Annotated in this window: 12 protein-coding genes; 6 read left to right on the forward strand and 6 right to left on the reverse strand. The window is 62.4% G+C overall.

All coding sequences use genetic code 11. The annotated features are described in order from the left end of the window. Position 1: 1 nt before the first annotated feature. Positions 2–1,282 (reverse strand): DUF4178 domain-containing protein, encoded by a 1,281-nt coding sequence (locus ACMU_RS07625; RefSeq protein WP_035258083.1) that lies wholly within the window; start codon positions 1,280–1,282, stop codon positions 2–4. Further along, the gene (locus ACMU_RS07630) at positions 1,266–1,784 is read right to left on the reverse strand and encodes a DUF4178 domain-containing protein (protein ID WP_236626222.1); all 519 of its coding nucleotides are present in this window, start codon (positions 1,782–1,784) and stop codon (positions 1,266–1,268) included. Before ACMU_RS07630 ends, ACMU_RS07625 begins: the two co-directional genes overlap by 17 nt. Before the next feature lie 348 nt (positions 1,785–2,132). Here ACMU_RS07630 and ACMU_RS07635 point away from each other — a divergent pair, with 348 nt between their 5' ends. The 3 genes from ACMU_RS07635 to ACMU_RS07645 are packed head-to-tail and all read left to right on the forward strand — an operon-like array spanning position 2,133 to position 6,564. Next, positions 2,133–4,958: a molybdopterin oxidoreductase family protein gene (locus ACMU_RS07635; protein ID WP_035258087.1), complete on the forward strand. Its 2,826-nt coding sequence runs from the start codon at positions 2,133–2,135 to the stop codon at positions 4,956–4,958. Continuing rightward, positions 4,955–5,692 carry a 4Fe-4S dicluster domain-containing protein gene (locus ACMU_RS07640; RefSeq protein WP_035258089.1) on the forward strand — a complete coding sequence of 246 codons (738 nt, stop codon included), beginning with the start codon at positions 4,955–4,957 and terminating at the stop codon, positions 5,690–5,692. Before ACMU_RS07635 ends, ACMU_RS07640 begins: the two co-directional genes overlap by 4 nt. Beyond that, complete coding sequence (locus ACMU_RS07645; RefSeq protein WP_035258092.1) at positions 5,692–6,564, forward strand: dimethyl sulfoxide reductase anchor subunit family protein; 873 nt, start codon at positions 5,692–5,694, stop codon at positions 6,562–6,564. The genes ACMU_RS07640 and ACMU_RS07645 overlap by 1 nt, the downstream gene beginning before the upstream one ends. Here the strand turns inward: ACMU_RS07645 and uxuA are convergent. The 4 genes from uxuA to ACMU_RS07665 are packed head-to-tail and all read right to left on the reverse strand — an operon-like array spanning position 6,561 to position 11,272. Next, complete coding sequence (gene uxuA, locus ACMU_RS07650; protein ID WP_035258095.1) at positions 6,561–7,733, reverse strand: mannonate dehydratase; 1,173 nt, start codon at positions 7,731–7,733, stop codon at positions 6,561–6,563. The genes ACMU_RS07645 and uxuA overlap by 4 nt on opposite strands. Next, the gene (locus ACMU_RS07655) at positions 7,734–8,474 is read right to left on the reverse strand and encodes an FCD domain-containing protein (RefSeq protein WP_035258097.1); all 741 of its coding nucleotides are present in this window, start codon (positions 8,472–8,474) and stop codon (positions 7,734–7,736) included. It lies immediately after the preceding gene. Continuing rightward, positions 8,471–10,270: a glycoside hydrolase family 2 protein gene (locus ACMU_RS07660; RefSeq protein ID WP_035258100.1), complete on the reverse strand. Its 1,800-nt coding sequence runs from the start codon at positions 10,268–10,270 to the stop codon at positions 8,471–8,473. The genes ACMU_RS07655 and ACMU_RS07660 overlap by 4 nt, the downstream gene beginning before the upstream one ends. 24 nt (positions 10,271–10,294) lie before the next feature. After that, the gene (locus ACMU_RS07665; protein WP_035258103.1) at positions 10,295–11,272 is read right to left on the reverse strand and encodes a TRAP transporter substrate-binding protein; all 978 of its coding nucleotides are present in this window, start codon (positions 11,270–11,272) and stop codon (positions 10,295–10,297) included. Positions 11,273–11,467: 195 nt separating this feature from the next. Between ACMU_RS07665 and ACMU_RS07670 the strand changes: the two genes are divergently transcribed. Genes ACMU_RS07670 through ACMU_RS07680 form a run of 3 tightly spaced genes read left to right on the forward strand, consistent with a single transcriptional unit; the run spans position 11,468 to position 15,633 of the window. Beyond that, entirely contained in the window at positions 11,468–11,992 is a 525-nt protein-coding gene (locus ACMU_RS07670; RefSeq protein ID WP_035258104.1) for a TRAP transporter small permease, read from the forward strand. A 12-nt stretch (positions 11,993–12,004) separates the two neighbouring features. Next, entirely contained in the window at positions 12,005–13,309 is a 1,305-nt protein-coding gene (locus ACMU_RS07675) for a TRAP transporter large permease (protein ID WP_035258108.1), read from the forward strand. After that, positions 13,306–15,633 (forward strand): glycoside hydrolase family 31 protein, encoded by a 2,328-nt coding sequence (locus tag ACMU_RS07680; RefSeq protein ID WP_035258110.1) that lies wholly within the window; start codon positions 13,306–13,308, stop codon positions 15,631–15,633. The genes ACMU_RS07675 and ACMU_RS07680 overlap by 4 nt, the downstream gene beginning before the upstream one ends. Positions 15,634–15,643: the final 10 nt, after the last annotated feature.

Consider the following 15,643-nt stretch of genomic DNA (forward strand, 5'->3'; position numbering starts at 1 on the left):
GTCAGTCGTCGTCCTCCTCAACCCAATCGGATCCGGCCCAGCGCCGGCGATCGTGCAGCCAGTGGCGACCGGTCACAGCCAGCGCCCCGAACCCCAGCAGAAGACTGCTGTATATCAGCCAACGTATCGCGACGACACCTTCAACGGCCCCAACGGAAACTGCAGAGACCGGCGTGCCCGTGCGTTGCCAATTGCCAGCCGCCGCCAAGTCCACCTCGATTGTATATGACCCCGCGGTAAGCGCACGAAATACCAGGCTGGCCGTGCCTGATCCTTCGGTCCACGACCCTTCGGAATCGCGACCCGAATAGCGTTCTACGAGGCGTCCGGTTTCAAAAAGAGGCTCTTCTTGAGGGTCGTACACTGTGACATCCATTTCGGCCCAACTGTTTGACACATCCGCGTCAAAGGTGATCCGTGTCAGTTTGCCGGGGCGTGTCAGGTCAAAAGTGATTTCAGCAGGCAGTTCGGATGCGTCGAATGTGGTGCGCGGAAGAACGACGTTGCCCCCTGCCAATAGCAAACCCAGCAAAACGAGGCTGGCCGCCGCTGCCGCCATAAAAATCTTTTTGCGCAACGCCTCGTCGCGCATTTCGCGATAGGGCATAAGCGGGTGGGTGCCACGAGGCGCTACAGAGGGCGCGCCAAACGCTTGCAGCGTTTCCTCGGCATCGAGGTAAACGCTGTGTTCCACCTCCCGCTCGTTTTCGGTTTCGACAAAGGTCAGCATCGCGTTGTCGGACATGGTGGAAACAGACGTGGACTTGGCGCCCTTCATAGGGCTCCACGTAAACTCACCCTCGGCAAAGGTCAGCGTTGGCTCGGACGTTTCGTAGTATTCGTAACGTTGGCCTGCTGCGTGGGCACTGGGGCGGTGCTCAGCCCGTTCCACGCGGTTTGAGGTTATGAAACCGGGATGCACTTCCTTGCGGAAGCGACGGGTAAACGTGATGTGGCCGTCCTCGACCGTCAACCAGGCGTAGCCATGTGTCGGCGAGTACAGTTGGTGATCCACCCATTCCCACCGGCCTTCGGCATAGCCAAGTGTGCCGATGATCGTGAATTCCACACCGTTGATCTGACCCACCATACCAATCTTGAACGGGGAATCGGGGCGCGGCATTTCAGTGTATTTGCGCAATGCCTTGTAGCCGGCCGTCGCGTCCAGTTCAGAGCCGCAATAGGGGCAGATATGCGTGGTCACCCGGCCACCACCAAGGATGTCCAGCCCCGCACCGCAACTGGTGCAGTTGATGGCCGTCAGGTCAGCTTGCCGCGCCATTGGCCCTCACAATTTCGATTTCGAACGGGTCCAGCCAACGTCCGACGAACCACGCCTCACCCTGTGGCCAGAACTCACCCGAGGCCAGCCCGCCATATTCGCCGGTGCAATTCAAGAATGTAAAGGTCTCGCCAACCGCGAGTTCTTCATCGAAACTGCCGCGTACAGCAACGCATTCTGCCGTTTCCCTCTCGGTCACGGTGTATTCGACATCCATCATGTTGAACGTGGTGCCCATCGAGGCCCGTGCGTCAATTGGCGCCTCGTGGACTTTGCGCTGCAAAACCACATCTCCCTCGTCCACCGAGATCCAGACCGGGTTCTGCGCTTCGTCCAGCCCCCAAAACTCGTCCCAAAACCCGCGGCCATAGCTGAACCGTGCATGCCCATGGATCGCGACCGTCACGCCGCCGTTGATCACCAGATCGCCGACACCGAAAAGCATTGGTGCGTCATGCATAACACCCTGTTCACCCGCCAGCCGCGCAACGTCGTCCTGCAAAAACAGGGCTGTTCCACAAGACGCACAACTTGTCATCTTGAGGCCCGCAATGACGGGCGCAAATTTATCACCACAGTTCGGGCATGTCACATCAACCATGGGGTCAATCTGACCGATTTCGCGACAGAAACAACGAAAATCTTCAATGGCAATTCGTTGACATACAGCCTGTCAAAAACGTTGCAGTCTTGCACAAATGCCTTGAGAAACAGTTTCCCAAATTTTAAGCTTTGATAGAAATTTCATTCCAACATTGCGCATTCTGCAGAAAACCGTCGCTGATCGCTTGAAATTGGCCCGCAAGTCATACACAAGTGATACACATCAGGATTGCCCGGGGACACTTCTTTGACCTTCCAACAACCAAGCCTCGACACCTCGCCCAAGGTTTCCGATGAGGTGCGCAAAACCACCTGCTATATGTGCGCCTGCCGCTGCGGGATCAACGTGCATATGAAAGACGGCAAGGTGGCCTATATCGAAGGCAACCGCGACCACCCGGTGAACAAGGGGGTGCTGTGCGCCAAGGGCAGCGCCGGGATCATGCAGGTCAATGCGCCCTCGCGCCTGCGCACGCCGCTGAAACGGGTGGGCCCGCGCGGATCGGGCGAATTCGAGGAAATCAGCTGGGACGAAGCGCTGCAAATCGCCGCGGATTGGCTGGAACCCATCCGCCGCGACAACCCCGAAAAGCTGGCCTTTTTCACCGGCCGCGACCAATCGCAAAGCTTCACCAGCTTCTGGGCACAAAACTACGGCACCCCGAACTATGCCGCGCATGGCGGGTTTTGTTCCGTCAATATGGCGGCGGCCGGCATCTACACGATGGGCGGCGCGTTTTGGGAATTTGGTCAGCCCGACTGGGACCGCACGCAGCTGTTCATGCTGTTTGGTGTGGCCGAAGATCACGACAGCAACCCCATCAAGATGGGCATCGGCAAAGTTAAGGCAAATGGCGGCCGGGTGATCGGCGTGAACCCGATCCGCACCGGCTATAACGCTGTTGCCGATGACTGGGTCGGCATCACGCCGGGCACCGACGGTTTGTTCATCCTGGCGCTGGTCCACGAATTGCTGCGCGCTGGCAAGGTCGATTTCGATTATCTGGCGCGCTATACCAACGCGCCGGTGCTGCTGGACGCCGAAACCGGGCTGTTCCTGCGGGACGACAATGACAAACCGCTGGTCATCGACCGCAACACAGGTGACCTGGCGCCGTTCGACAAGCCCGGCATCCGCCCCGACCTGCGCGGCACTTCCGGGCCCCACCGCGCCGTGTTCTATCAGCTGATCGAACGCTACCTGTCGCCCGACTATGCGCCCGAGGCTGTGGCCGAACGCTGTGGCATCCCCGCCCCCCGCATCGGCGCCATCGCCGCCGAACTGGCCCGCGTCGCCTTCGACCAGGCCTTCACCCTGCCCATCGAATGGACCGATTTCCGCGGCGAAACCCACCCCACCATGACCGGCCGCCCGGTCAGCTTTCACGCCATGCGCGGCATCTCGGCCCATGCCAACGGCTTTCAGACCTGCCGCGCCCTGCACATGCTGCAAATCCTGCTGGGCACGGTCGAAGTGCCCGGCGGCTTCCGCTTCAAGCCCCCCTATCCCAAACCGGTCGAGGCGCACCCCACCCCCCATTGCCACGCCAAACCCGATTGCCCGCTGGACGGCCCGCATCTGGGCTTCCCGCGCGGCCCCGAGGGTCTGGCGCTGAAAGATGACGGCAGCCCGGCGCGCATCGACAAGGCCTTCACCTGGGAAAACCCGATGTCGGCGCACGGGCTGATGCATATGGTGATCTCGAACGCCCATGCGGGCGATCCCTACAAGATCGACACGCTGTTTCTCTACATGGCCAACATGGCCTGGAACAGCTCGATGAACACCAAGGCCGTGACCGAGATGCTGACCGACACGGATGATGACGGCAATTACGTCATCCCGCGCATCATCTATTCCGATGCCTACAGCTCGGAAATGGTGGCCTTCGCCGACCTGATCCTGCCCGACACCACCTATCTGGAACGCCACGACTGTATCTCGCTGCTCGACCGCCCGATCTGCGAGGCCGAGGCCGCCGCCGACGCCATTCGCTGGCCGGTGATCGAACCCGACCGCGACGTGCGCGGCTTTCAGACCGTGCTGATCCAGCTGGCCAACAAACTCAAACTGCCGGGCTTCACCACCGACGACGGCACCGCGCGCTATGCTGACTACGCCGATTACATCACCAACCACGAACGCAAACCCGGCATCGGCCCGCTTGCCGGCTGGCGCACCGCCCCGGAAGGTTCGGGGGTGGGTGGGTCGCCGGCCCGTGGCGCAGCCACAGGTCGCGGGTCACCGAACCCCGACCAGATCGACACCTATATCGAAAATGGTGGCTTTTTCATCCACCACATCCCCGAAGCCGCGCAGTTCTACAAACCCTGGAACAGCGCCTATCAGAACTGGGCGGTTGATCTGGGCCTTTACGACACGCCGCAACCCTACCTCTTTCAGCTTTATTCCGAGCCCATGCGCCATTTCCAACGCGCGGCCGAGGGCCATGGCGACCGCCAGCCGCCCGCGCATCTGCGCGACCGCGTGCGCACCCATATGGACCCGCTGCCCTACTGGTATGAAAGCAACGCCAGAGAAGGTGAGTTCACCATCACGGCCCTGACCCAGCGACCGATGGCCATGTACCATTCCTGGGGCACGCAAAACGCCTGGCTGCGGCAGATTCACGGGCGCAACCCGCTCTATATCCCGCAAAAGCTCTGGGACACACATGGCTTTGCCGAAGGCGACTGGGCCCGGGTCAGCAGCCCCCATGGTTCAATCACCGTGCCCGTCGCGCTGCATGGTGGGCTGAACGACAACACCGTCTGGACGTGGAATGCCATCGGCAAGCGCAAAGGCGCCTGGGCGCTGTCTGACGACGCGCCCGAGGCCACCAAGGGCTTTCTGCTGAACCACCTGATTGGCGAGCTTTTGCCGCCCAAGGGCGACGGGCTGCGCTGGTCGAACTCGGACCCGATCACCGGTCAGGCCGCGTGGTTCGACCTGAAGGTCAAGATCGAGAAAACCGCCCCGCCCGCCGACGCCGAAACCAAACCCGGGTTTGACCCGCAGCACTCCCCGGTGGGAAAAGGGCCGCAAGACCTGGCCTGGAAGGTGGGCAAATGACCGACCTGCCCGCCAAAACCGACCGCAAGCTGGGCCTTGTCATCGACCTGGATACCTGCGTGGGCTGCCATGCCTGCGTGATTTCCTGCAAAGGCTGGAACACCGAAAACTACGGCGTGCCGCTGGGCGACGCCGACGCCTATGGCGCGGCTCCGTCGGGCACTTTTCTGAACCGGGTTCACACCTACGAGGTGACGCCCAAGGATGGCCCGGCCCAGACCGTGCATTTCCCCAAATCCTGCCTGCATTGCGAGGATGCGCCCTGCGTCACCGTCTGCCCCACCGGCGCCAGCTATAAGCGGGCCGAGGACGGGATTGTGCTGGTGAACGAAGACGCCTGCATCGGCTGTTCGCTCTGCGCCTGGGCCTGCCCCTATGGCGCGCGCGAGCTGGATCAGGTCGCAGGCGTGATGAAGAAATGCACCCTGTGCGTCGACCGCATCTATAACGAGAACCTGCCCGAAGAAGACCGCGAACCGGCCTGCGTGCGCACCTGCCCTGCCGGCGCGCGCCATTTCGGCGATTTCGCCGATCCCGACAGCAACGTCTCGCGGCTGAGCGCCGAACGCGGCGGCATGGACCTGATGCCCGAACAGGGCACCCGCCCGGTGAACAAATACCTGCCGCCCCGCCCGAAAGAGCAGATCGACGTGCTGGCCCCGTTGCTGGAGCCGGTGGCCGAGACGCCCTCGGGCCTGCTGGGCTGGCTTGACAAAGCGCTGGAGAAACTCTGATGCATCCCGCCCCTTCCGTGATCCTGTTCACCGCGCTGTCGGGTTTGGGCTTTGGCCTTTTGGCCTTTTTGGGGCTGGGCCTGCCGGATGTCACCGGCTGGGTGGCCTTCGTGTTCTTCGCCATCGCCTTTGCGCTGTCGGTGGGCGGGCTGGTCGCGTCGACCTTTCACCTGGGCAACCCGAAAAACGCGATGAAGGCGTTCAGCCAGTGGCGCAGCAGCTGGCTCAGCCGCGAGGGCTGTTTTGCCGTCGCAGCGCTCATCTCCATGGGGCTCTTCGCGATGGGGGCGGTGTTCTTTGGCCAGCGTTGGAGCGTGATCGGATGGATCGGCGCGGCGCTGTCGGTGGGCACGGTGTTCACCACCTCGATGATCTATACGCAGCTGAAAACCGTGCCGCGCTGGAACCAGCCGCTGACCCCGGCCCTGTTCCTGTCGCTGTCGCTGGGTGGCGGGGCGTTGCTGGCCGGCCAGGTGCGCGTGGCGCTGGTGCTGCTGGTCCTGGCCGGGCTGGTGCAATTGGCCACCTGGCGCGTGGGCGACCGGCGCTTTGCCGAGGCCGGATCAACCCTGTCAACGGCCACGGGACTGGGCGACATCGGCACGCCGCGCCTGTTCGAGCCGCCCCATACCGGCACAAATTTCCTTTTGAAGGAAATGGTTTACGTGGTTGGCCGCAAACACGCGGCCCGGCTGCGGGTGCTGTCGATGATCTTTATGGTGGGCCTGCCCGTGGTGATCCTGGCCACCGATCCGGGCCATTTAACCGCCGCGATTGCCGTCCTGTCTCATCTGGTTGGGGTGCTGGCCGCGCGCTGGCTGTTCTTTGCCCAGGCCGAACATGTGGTTGGCCTGTATTACGACAAGCGCTAGGCCAGATCGGGATCCAACGCCTGCAGGGTGCGCGCCACGCCGCGCAGTTCAGCCAGCCCGCGCAGCCGACCGATGGCCGGATAGCCGGGGGTCGAATTCACCGCCAGATCGCTGAGGATGCGGTGCCCGTGATCAGGCCGCATCGGGATCACGCGGCCATCGGCGCGTTCCTGGCGCATCAGCGCCTGCATCACGCCAACCATGTCGACATCGCCGCCCAGATGGCTGTCTTCGAAGAAGCTGCGCCCGTCCTCTTCGCGCCGCACAGCACGCAGATGGGCGAAATGGATGCGCGGGCCAAGCTCTTGCGCCAGCATCAACAGGTCATTATCTGCCCGCACACCCAGCGACCCGGTGCACAGGGTAAAGCCGTTGGCCTGCATCGAGCAAATCTCGGAAATGCGGCGCAGGTCCTGCATCGTCGACACGATCCGCGGCAGCCCGAACAGGGCATAGGGCGGGTCGTCGGGATGGATGGCCAGCACCACGCCCACCTCGTCGGCCACGGGCAGCACGTGTTTCAGAAACGCGGTCAGGTTGGCGAACAACCCGTCACCGCTGATGCAGCAATAGGCGTCAAGCTGCGCGCGGAAGCTATCAAGCGTATAGCTTTCCTCGGCCCCCGGCAGCCCGGCCAGGATCGTGTCGGTCAGGGCCTGCACATCCGCATCGGTCGCGGCGTCCATCCACGCCTTGGCGCGGGCCTGAGTGGCGGCGTCATAGTCAGTACAGGCACCTTCACGGGCGAGGATATGCATGTCGAACGCAGCAAAGGCCGTGTGATCATACCGTAAGGCCAAGGCGCCATCGGGCAGAGGATGGTTCAGCTCGGTCCGGGTCCAGTCCAGCACGGGCATGAAGTTGTAGCAGATCGTGGTGATCCCCTCTGCCGCCAGATTGCGGACCGTCTGCGCCCAGGCATCCGCATGGGCCCGCCAGTTGCCGGCGCCAATCTTGATTTCCTCGTGCACCGGAATGCTTTCAACCACGGCCCATGTCAGACCCGCGGCCTCGATCATCTCGCGGCGCGCGCGGATCGCATCCACCGGCCAGACGGTGCCATTGGGCAATTCGTGCAATGCGGTCACAACGCCTGTCGCTCCGGCCTGCCTGATATCGGCCAACGAGACCGGATCTTCGGGGCCAAACCAACGCCAACATTCCTGCATTTACGCCCCTCCGGCGATGCCGCCTGCAGCGGCGTAGAGATATCCGTCAAAATCCGGGTCGCCCACATCGGACAACTCCAGCAAAGTCAGCCGCACGTTTTCAAGGTGCTGCCACATGGCCTGCCGTGCACGGTCGGGGTTGCGGTGGCGCAGCGCCTCGAGGATTTCCTCGTGATCGTCCAGCCATTGGGTCCGGTAGCCCATGTCAAAGATGCGCCGATGCAGGCGGTCCCACATCGGGCTGACCTCGCGTTTGTCCCACAGCTCTTCGACCAGATCGACCAGAACGGAGTTCTGTGTGGCCTCGGCGATCTGCACATGGAACTGCCGGTCGGCCTTGTAGTCATCATCGCCCGCATCGATGGCCGCGCGTTCCAGGGCCAGCGTTTCGCGCAGGCGCAGTATGTCGGCCTTGGTCACGGTTGAGGCGGCGAAACCGGCGATGTTGCATTCCAGCAGCTGCCGCGCCTGCAGCAATTCGAACGGCCCCACATCCGACCGCAGCGTCGCGGCGGCGGGTTCGGGGCGCGCGTTCACATAGCTGCCCGAGCCTTTGCGGACATCCAGCCAGCCCTCGATCTCGAGCATTATGAACGCCTCGCGCACCAACGAGCGGCTGATGCCCATCTCTTCCGAGATCTGGCGTTCGGTTGGGAACTTGTCGCCGGGCTGGAACCCCTCGGTTTGGATCCGGGCCACCAACTGTTCCGCCACATCCTGATATCGCCGCTTTGCCGTCATTCGTCCGCGGCCCTTTCAGCGTAATAGGCAGAAAGGATGCCAAACGCCTCTTTGCGGGTGGTCTTGTCAGCGGCAATCAGCCCCTTGTGGTTATAGCCCAGCTGGAACGCATTTTGGCGGCGTTCAACGCGAAAGTCGTAAAGGATCCAGGGCGACATGCCCTTAACATAATCGAGTTTGCGCAGGGTGGCGATCTGTTTGCGATAGACCTCGGATTGGTAGGCTTCCGAGAACAGCCCCGCCTTTGGTCCTTGCGGCTCGATCACCCCATCGGCCCCGGTTTCCGAGATCACAACGGGCCGGTCGGGGGCCGAGTTCACGCCGATACGCTCCAAGTCTTCGAAATCCTCCTCGTACCACCCGTAATATTCGTTCAGGCCGATCACGTCGATATGGTCGGCCAGGCGGTCCTCGATCTTCAGCTTGGCGTGGTTCACAAGGCACGCGGCCGAGGTCAGGCGCGTGGGATCCAGCGCCTTGGCGGTGTCGGCCAGCCCGCGCATAAAATCCAACCGCGCATCGGTGTCGGGGTTCTCGTTGCCCACCGACCAGATGATCACGCTGGCCCGGTTGCGGTCGCGCAGGATCAGCTCGGAGAGCTGGTTTTTGGCATCGGCATAGGTGGCCTTGTTGTCAAAGGCGATGGCCCAGTAGACCGGCACCTCTTCCCACAGCATCATGCCAACCTCGTCGGCAATCTCCGCCGCCCGTTCGTGATGCGGGTAATGGGCCAGCCGCAGAAAGTTGCAGCCCAGCTCGCGCGCATCCTGAAACCGGCGGCGCAGGTCGGCCTCGGACGTGACCTTGCCGGTTTCGGCGTCATCCTCATGCACCGAGATACCGCGCAGAAAGACTGGCACGCCGTTCAGCACAATCTCGGTCCCGCGGCGTTCGATCTGGCGGAAACCCACGCGGTCGGTCACCCGGTCCGCGCCCAGCGTCGCCGTCACATCGTAAAGACGCGGGGTTTCGGGCGACCATAAATCCGGCGAGGCAGTCATCACCGCCTCGCCCGCCCCGTCATCGGCAATCGCAATGTCCTGAACGATGTCCAATTCGGGGATTTCCACCCGCACCGGGCCGTCCGCCGGCCCGTCGACGCGCAGCGCCACGCGGATCTGCGCATAGGTGCCATCGGGTACAAGGTGCACAAACAGGTCGCGGATCATCGTGCGCGGGGTCTGGTACAGCGCCACCTCGCGGTAGATGCCGCCATAGTTGAACCAGTCGGTGTTGCGCATCGGCACGCGGTCCAGCGTGCGGGTGTTGTTCACACAGGCCATCACCCAGTTGCGGCCGGGTTTCAGATGGCCCGTCAACTCGGCGCAAAACGGAGTGGAACCGCCATAATGGTTGCCGATGAATGCGCCGTTCAGAAACAGCTTGCAGTCATATTGCGCCGCGCCAATCCGCAGGAAATAGCGTTGGTCGGCGGCGATCTCGTCCATATCCAGCGCGCGCGTGTACCAGGCCGAGCCTTCGAAGAAATACCATTTCTCTTTCAGCATCGCCCAGCACGCGGGCACCGGCACGGTTTCGCCTAGATAGGGGTCGTAGTCCCAGGGCTCAAGCCGGTCGATCGGGTCTTCGGGCAGCATCGCGAACCATTTCTGGCGCAGGCCCGTGTCCAACAGATCGACACAGAAATTCCAATCACCATCCAGCGGGCGCGCATGGCGCCCGCCGGTGAAGAGAAGCGTTTCCGCGTTCAGGTTCTGCGTATTGAACGGGGCGTCATAGGCCTCGTCATGCAGCGCCTGCAGCGCGTTTTCCGCCAGGTCCGAGCGTTCAAGCATCGGCTCTTCCTTGTTTTAGGGGCCTTAGTTGGCCATGGCCTTGATACGGTCGATCAGATCGGCCACTTTCTGCGAATTCGCCGCAGCTTCTTCATGCATCGGCAGAACCGCTTCGATGAACGGGCCTTTCTCCACCTCGATGAACTTCACACCCAGCTCGGACTTGGCTTGCTCGATGGCTTCGGCCACCATCGAATCCCACTGCGTGCGGTGGAAAACCATGCTGTCCTTGGCCGCAGTGCGCAGGGCGGCTTGTTCGTCTGCCGACAGACCTTCCCACGACTGGGTCGAGATCATCACAACCGACGGGATCATGGTGTGGCCGTCATTCGAATAAACCTTCGACACCTCACCATGACGCGCGCTGGTCAGCGCCATCGGGTTGTTCTCGGCCCCGTCGACAACACCCTGCTGCAGCGCGCTGTAAAGCTCGCCCCAGGCGATCGGCGTGGGGTTGCCGCCCAGCAGTTCCACCATGCGGATGGCCGAGGGGCTGGGCTGAACGCGGATCTTCAGGCCCTGCAGGTCGGCGGGCGAGTGGATCTCTTTGTTGGCGTAAAAGCTGCGCGCGCCTTCGATGTAATAGGTCAGCCCGATAAAGCCCTTATCGGCCGACGCGGCCAGGATATCGTCGCCCACATCGCTGCTGAGCACGTCGAAATAGTGATCGGCCGAGGTGAAGATATAGGGCAGGTTCAGCGCGCCATAGCTTTCTTCGAACGCCTCAAGTTCCGATGCGTTCGACCGCGCCATATCCAGCGCACCGTTCTGCATCAGTTCCATCGATTCGCGCTGCGTGCCCAGCTGCGCGTTGGCAAAGATGCGGATCTTCAGGTCGCCATTGGTCAGCTCTTCCACACGCTCGGCCATGAACTCCATGGATTTGTGCAGCGGGTGATCTTCGGGGTTGTTGTGGTTCAGACGCAGGGTCTTGGCGCTTGCTGCACCTGTCAATGCCAGTACGCTGACCATCGCGGCCGCGGTAATCTTGGTGAATTTCATGTTTCCAGTCCTCCCATCTGGCGAATTGGCGAGCCGATTCGTTGAATTTGGCCCGATAAATCTGTATTGCGGTCAGCCAGAATCCCACAATTCGCGAAAATTGATCGACCAATTTTGATGATTAGTCAAACATTTTTCGAAATTGGTTGACCAATTAGCGATTCCGCGCCACTCATGGCCCAAAGGGAGAGAGAGATGCACCACACAACCATGGTTGTGAACGGGGTGCTGCGTGTCGTGATCATTGCAGCATTCGCCGTTCTTGTCGCCTGTGTCACATGGCAGGTCTTTTCGCGCTATGTGCTGGGCACGCCAAGCACGGTGACCGATGAAATGGCGCGGTTTCTGTTCATCTGGGTGGCACTGCTGGGCGGGGCCTACACGCTGGGCCAACGGCGGCATCTGGCCATCGACCTTTTGTCGTCCACCTCGACCGGCCTGCGCAAACGGGTGGTGGATCTGCTGATCATCACGGCGATTGCCGGGTTTGCCGGGGTGGTGATGATCTATGGCGGGCTGGACCTTGTGGCGCGCACGCTGAAAACCGGGCAGGTGTCGCCTGCACTTCGCCTGCCAATGGGCTATGTCTACATCGCCATTCCCTTCGCGGGTTCGGCGATGCTGTATTACTGCGTGATCTTCCTGATCGACTTGCTGCGCACCGGTCGCGGCCCAACTGAACAGCTGGGGCCGACCGCCCCCGGCGGACCATTGGATTAAGGGGCGCAGATCATGGACATTCAATCCGTCGCCACCCTGTTCGGCACCTTCGCCATCCTGATGGTTCTGGGCGTGCCGATTGCCTTTGCCATCGGTCTGGCCGCGCTGGCCACCTTCCTGCTGTTCATGAGCTTTGATCAGTCGGTCTTTATCGTTGCGCAGCAGGTCGCCTCGGGGTTGGACAGTTTCACCCTGCTGGCAATCCCGTTCTTCATCCTAGCCGGCAATATCATGAACCGCGGCGGCATCGCCCTGCGGCTGATCGAGTTCGCCAAGGTTCTGGGCGGCCGCCTGCCCGGCGCGCTGGCCCATTGCAACGTGATCGCCAACATGATGTTCGGCTCGATCTCGGGCTCGGCCGTCGCCTCGGCCGCCGCCGTGGGCGGCGTGATGGCGCCGTTGCAGAAGAAGGAAGGATACGACCCCGCCTTTTCAACCGCCGTGAACGTGGCCAGCTGCCCCACCGGGCTGCTGATCCCGCCCAGCGCCACCTTCATCGTCTATTCGCTGATCACCAACGGCACCTCGGTCGCCGCCCTTTTCGTGGCCGGATACGTGCCGGGCATCCTGATGGGCCTTAGCCTGATGTTCGTGGCCGGTGTCATCGCCAAGCGCCGCGGATACCCCATCGCCCCACGCGCCAGCTGGGCCGAGGTGGCCGAAAAGGCGCTGAACGCCGCGCTGCCGCTGGGCCTGATCGTGATCGTGATGGGCGGCATCGTCGGCGGCGTGTTCACCGCCACCGAAGCCTCGGCCGTCGCGGTCATCTATACCCTGTTCCTGGCGTTGATCTGGTATCGCGAGATCACTTGGCGCCAACTGCCGGGGATCATCCTGGAAAGCGCGGTGACCACGTCGATCGTACTGCTGATGATCGGCTGCTCGATCGCGATGTCCAAGGCGATGGCCTTTGCCGATATCCCCTATTCGATCTCGGACAGCTTGCTGGCGCTGTCGGAAAACCCGCTGGTGCTGTTGTTGATCATCAACATCGCGCTGTTGGCGGTGGGCACGTTCATGGATATGACCCCGGCCCTGCTGATCTTTACCCCGATCTTCCTGCCCGTGGTTAGCGATCTGGGCATGGATCCGGTGCATTTCGGCGTGATGATGACGTTCAACCTGTGTATCGGCATCTGCACGCCGCCGGTCGGTTCCGCGCTGTTTGTGGGCTGCTCGGTTGGGGATGTGAAGATCGGTCAGGTGATCCGCCCGCTGCTGCCCTTTTATGCCGTGCTGGTGTGCCTGCTGCTGGTGGTGACCTATGTGCCGGAGTTGAGCCTTTTCCTGCCGCAATTGCTGCTTGGCTACCAATGAAGCCGTTATGCGATTGGCAGCTGGCCGATGTGTTGCCCCATGGCGCGGTCCTGCGCGTGGGTGGGCGGCATGCGTTCAAGGTGGAATTCCTTGGCCCCGCCCTGGCGCGCGTCACGCTGACCAAGGACGGCGCGTATCGTCAAGGGCGCAGCTGGTCGGTGGCGCCCGACGGCGATGTGCCTTGGACGGGCCGCAGCCGGGACGCGGTGGCGGGGTTCAACCTGCCCGATGTCACGCTGCGCGAGGATGACGGCACGCTGATCCTGCAAACCGATACCCTGCGGGTGACGGTTCAAACGCCGCTGACGCTGACATGGCAGGCGCGGATGGGCGATGACTGGGTCCAGATCGCCGCCGACCGGCCCACGGGCGCCTACCTGCTGGGGACCGCCGACCACAAGCACGCGCATTTCATGGCCCGCCACCCCGACGACCGGTTCTATGGGCTGGGCGAGAAATCGGGGCCGCTGGACCGCAGCGGCCGCCGGTTCGAGATGCGCAACCTCGACGCGCTGGGCTATAACGCCGAGACCACCGACCCGCTCTATAAACACATCCCCTTCACCCTGACCACGCGCCCCGGCGCCGGCACGCTGGGCCTGTTTTACGACACGATGGCCACCTGCTGGTTCGATCTGGGCAACGAGCTGGACAATTACCACGCCCCCTATCGCGCCTTCCGGGCCGAGGATGGCGACCTGCAATTCTATCTGCACTGGGCCCCCGACATGGCCGAAGTCGTCCGCGCGCAACACCGGCTGATCGGCGGCATGGGGTTTATGCCGCGCTGGGGGCTGGGCTATTCCGGCTCGACCATGGCCTATACCGACGCGCCCGATGCGCAGGATCAGATGGCCGGGTTTCTGGACCAGATCGCGGCCCATGACATCCCGTGCGACAGTTTCCAGATGTCGTCGGGCTATACCTCGATCAATGGCAAACGGTACGTCTTCAACTGGAACACCGACAAGTTCCCCAACTTCCCCGCTTTGGCCGCCCAGTTCGATCAGGCCGGCGTGCGGCTGGTGGCCAATATCAAACCCGTGCTGCTGACCGATCACCCCCGATATGCCGAGGCCGAACCCCTGTTCATCCGCGACAGCGAAACCGGCAAGGCCGAGGTCTCGCCCTTTTGGGATGACAATGGCAGCCATCTGGATTTCACTAACCCCGACACGATCCGCTGGTGGCAGGACAACGTCCGCACCCAGCTGCTGGACAAAGGCGTCACCGCCACCTGGAACGACAATAACGAGTTCGAGGTCTGGGATCACAACGCCCAGTGCGCCGGTTTTGGCCAGGCCCTGCCCGCCGGGCTGATCCGCCCGCTGCATGGCCACCTGATGACCCGCGCTTCGTACGATGCACAGCGCGGTTTTGCGCCGGGCAAGCGGCCCTATCTGATCTCGCGCTGCGCCATGCCCGGCACCCAGCGCTATGCGCAAACCTGGACCGGCGACAACCGCACCAGCTGGCACACGCTGCGCTGGAACATCCCGATGGGGCTGGGGCTCAGCCTGTCGGGGTTTTACAATATCGGCCACGATGTCGGCGGGTTCGCTGGCGACAAACCGGGGCCCGAGCTGTTCCTGCGCTGGGTCCAGAACGGCATTTTCCACCCACGCTTCACCATCCACTCCTGGAACGATGACGGCACCGCGAACGAGCCGTGGATGCACGCCGAGGTCATTGACCTTGTACGCGACGCAATGGCCCTGCGGGTGCAATTAATGCCGTATTTTTACACGCAGCTTTGGCTGGCCCATACCACTGACCAACCGATGCTGCGCCCGCTGGTCATGGAGTTTCCGGACGATCCCAAAGCCACAAACGCACAGTTCGAGTTCATGTTTGGCCCCGATCTGTTGGTTGCCTCGGTGATCGAACCCCTTGCAGTAGAGCGTGTGCTTTACCTGCCCGATTGCCCCGAGGGGTGGTGGGACTTTGAAACCGGTACCTGGCTGGCAGGTGGCCAAACGGTCCAGCGTCCGGTCGACCTGGCCTCGATCCCCTTATACGTTCGCGGGGGCGCGGTTGTGCCAATGGCCAATGGCGATCTGGCCCTGTTTCCCGCCCCCGATGGCTGCGTTGCCCGTTCCTCGGACCTATACGAGGATGATGGCGAAACTGAAAATGGCCCTGCGCGTGAAACAAGTTTCATACTGCGCAGCGCGGACAACGCTGTCGCGCTGGACTGGGCCCAAAGCGGCGCCTATCAGAACGCTTGGGCACGGATTACGCCGCGCCTGCCGGCATCCGAAAGCCGAACGCTGTTCATCGACGGCAACCCCATTTTGCCGGGCACCGCCATCCCGTTTGCCTGAAAGGCAATGT

The organism is Actibacterium mucosum KCTC 23349 (genome assembly GCF_000647975.1).
In the GTDB taxonomy this organism is placed as follows: Bacteria; Pseudomonadota; Alphaproteobacteria; order Rhodobacterales; family Rhodobacteraceae; genus Actibacterium; species Actibacterium mucosum.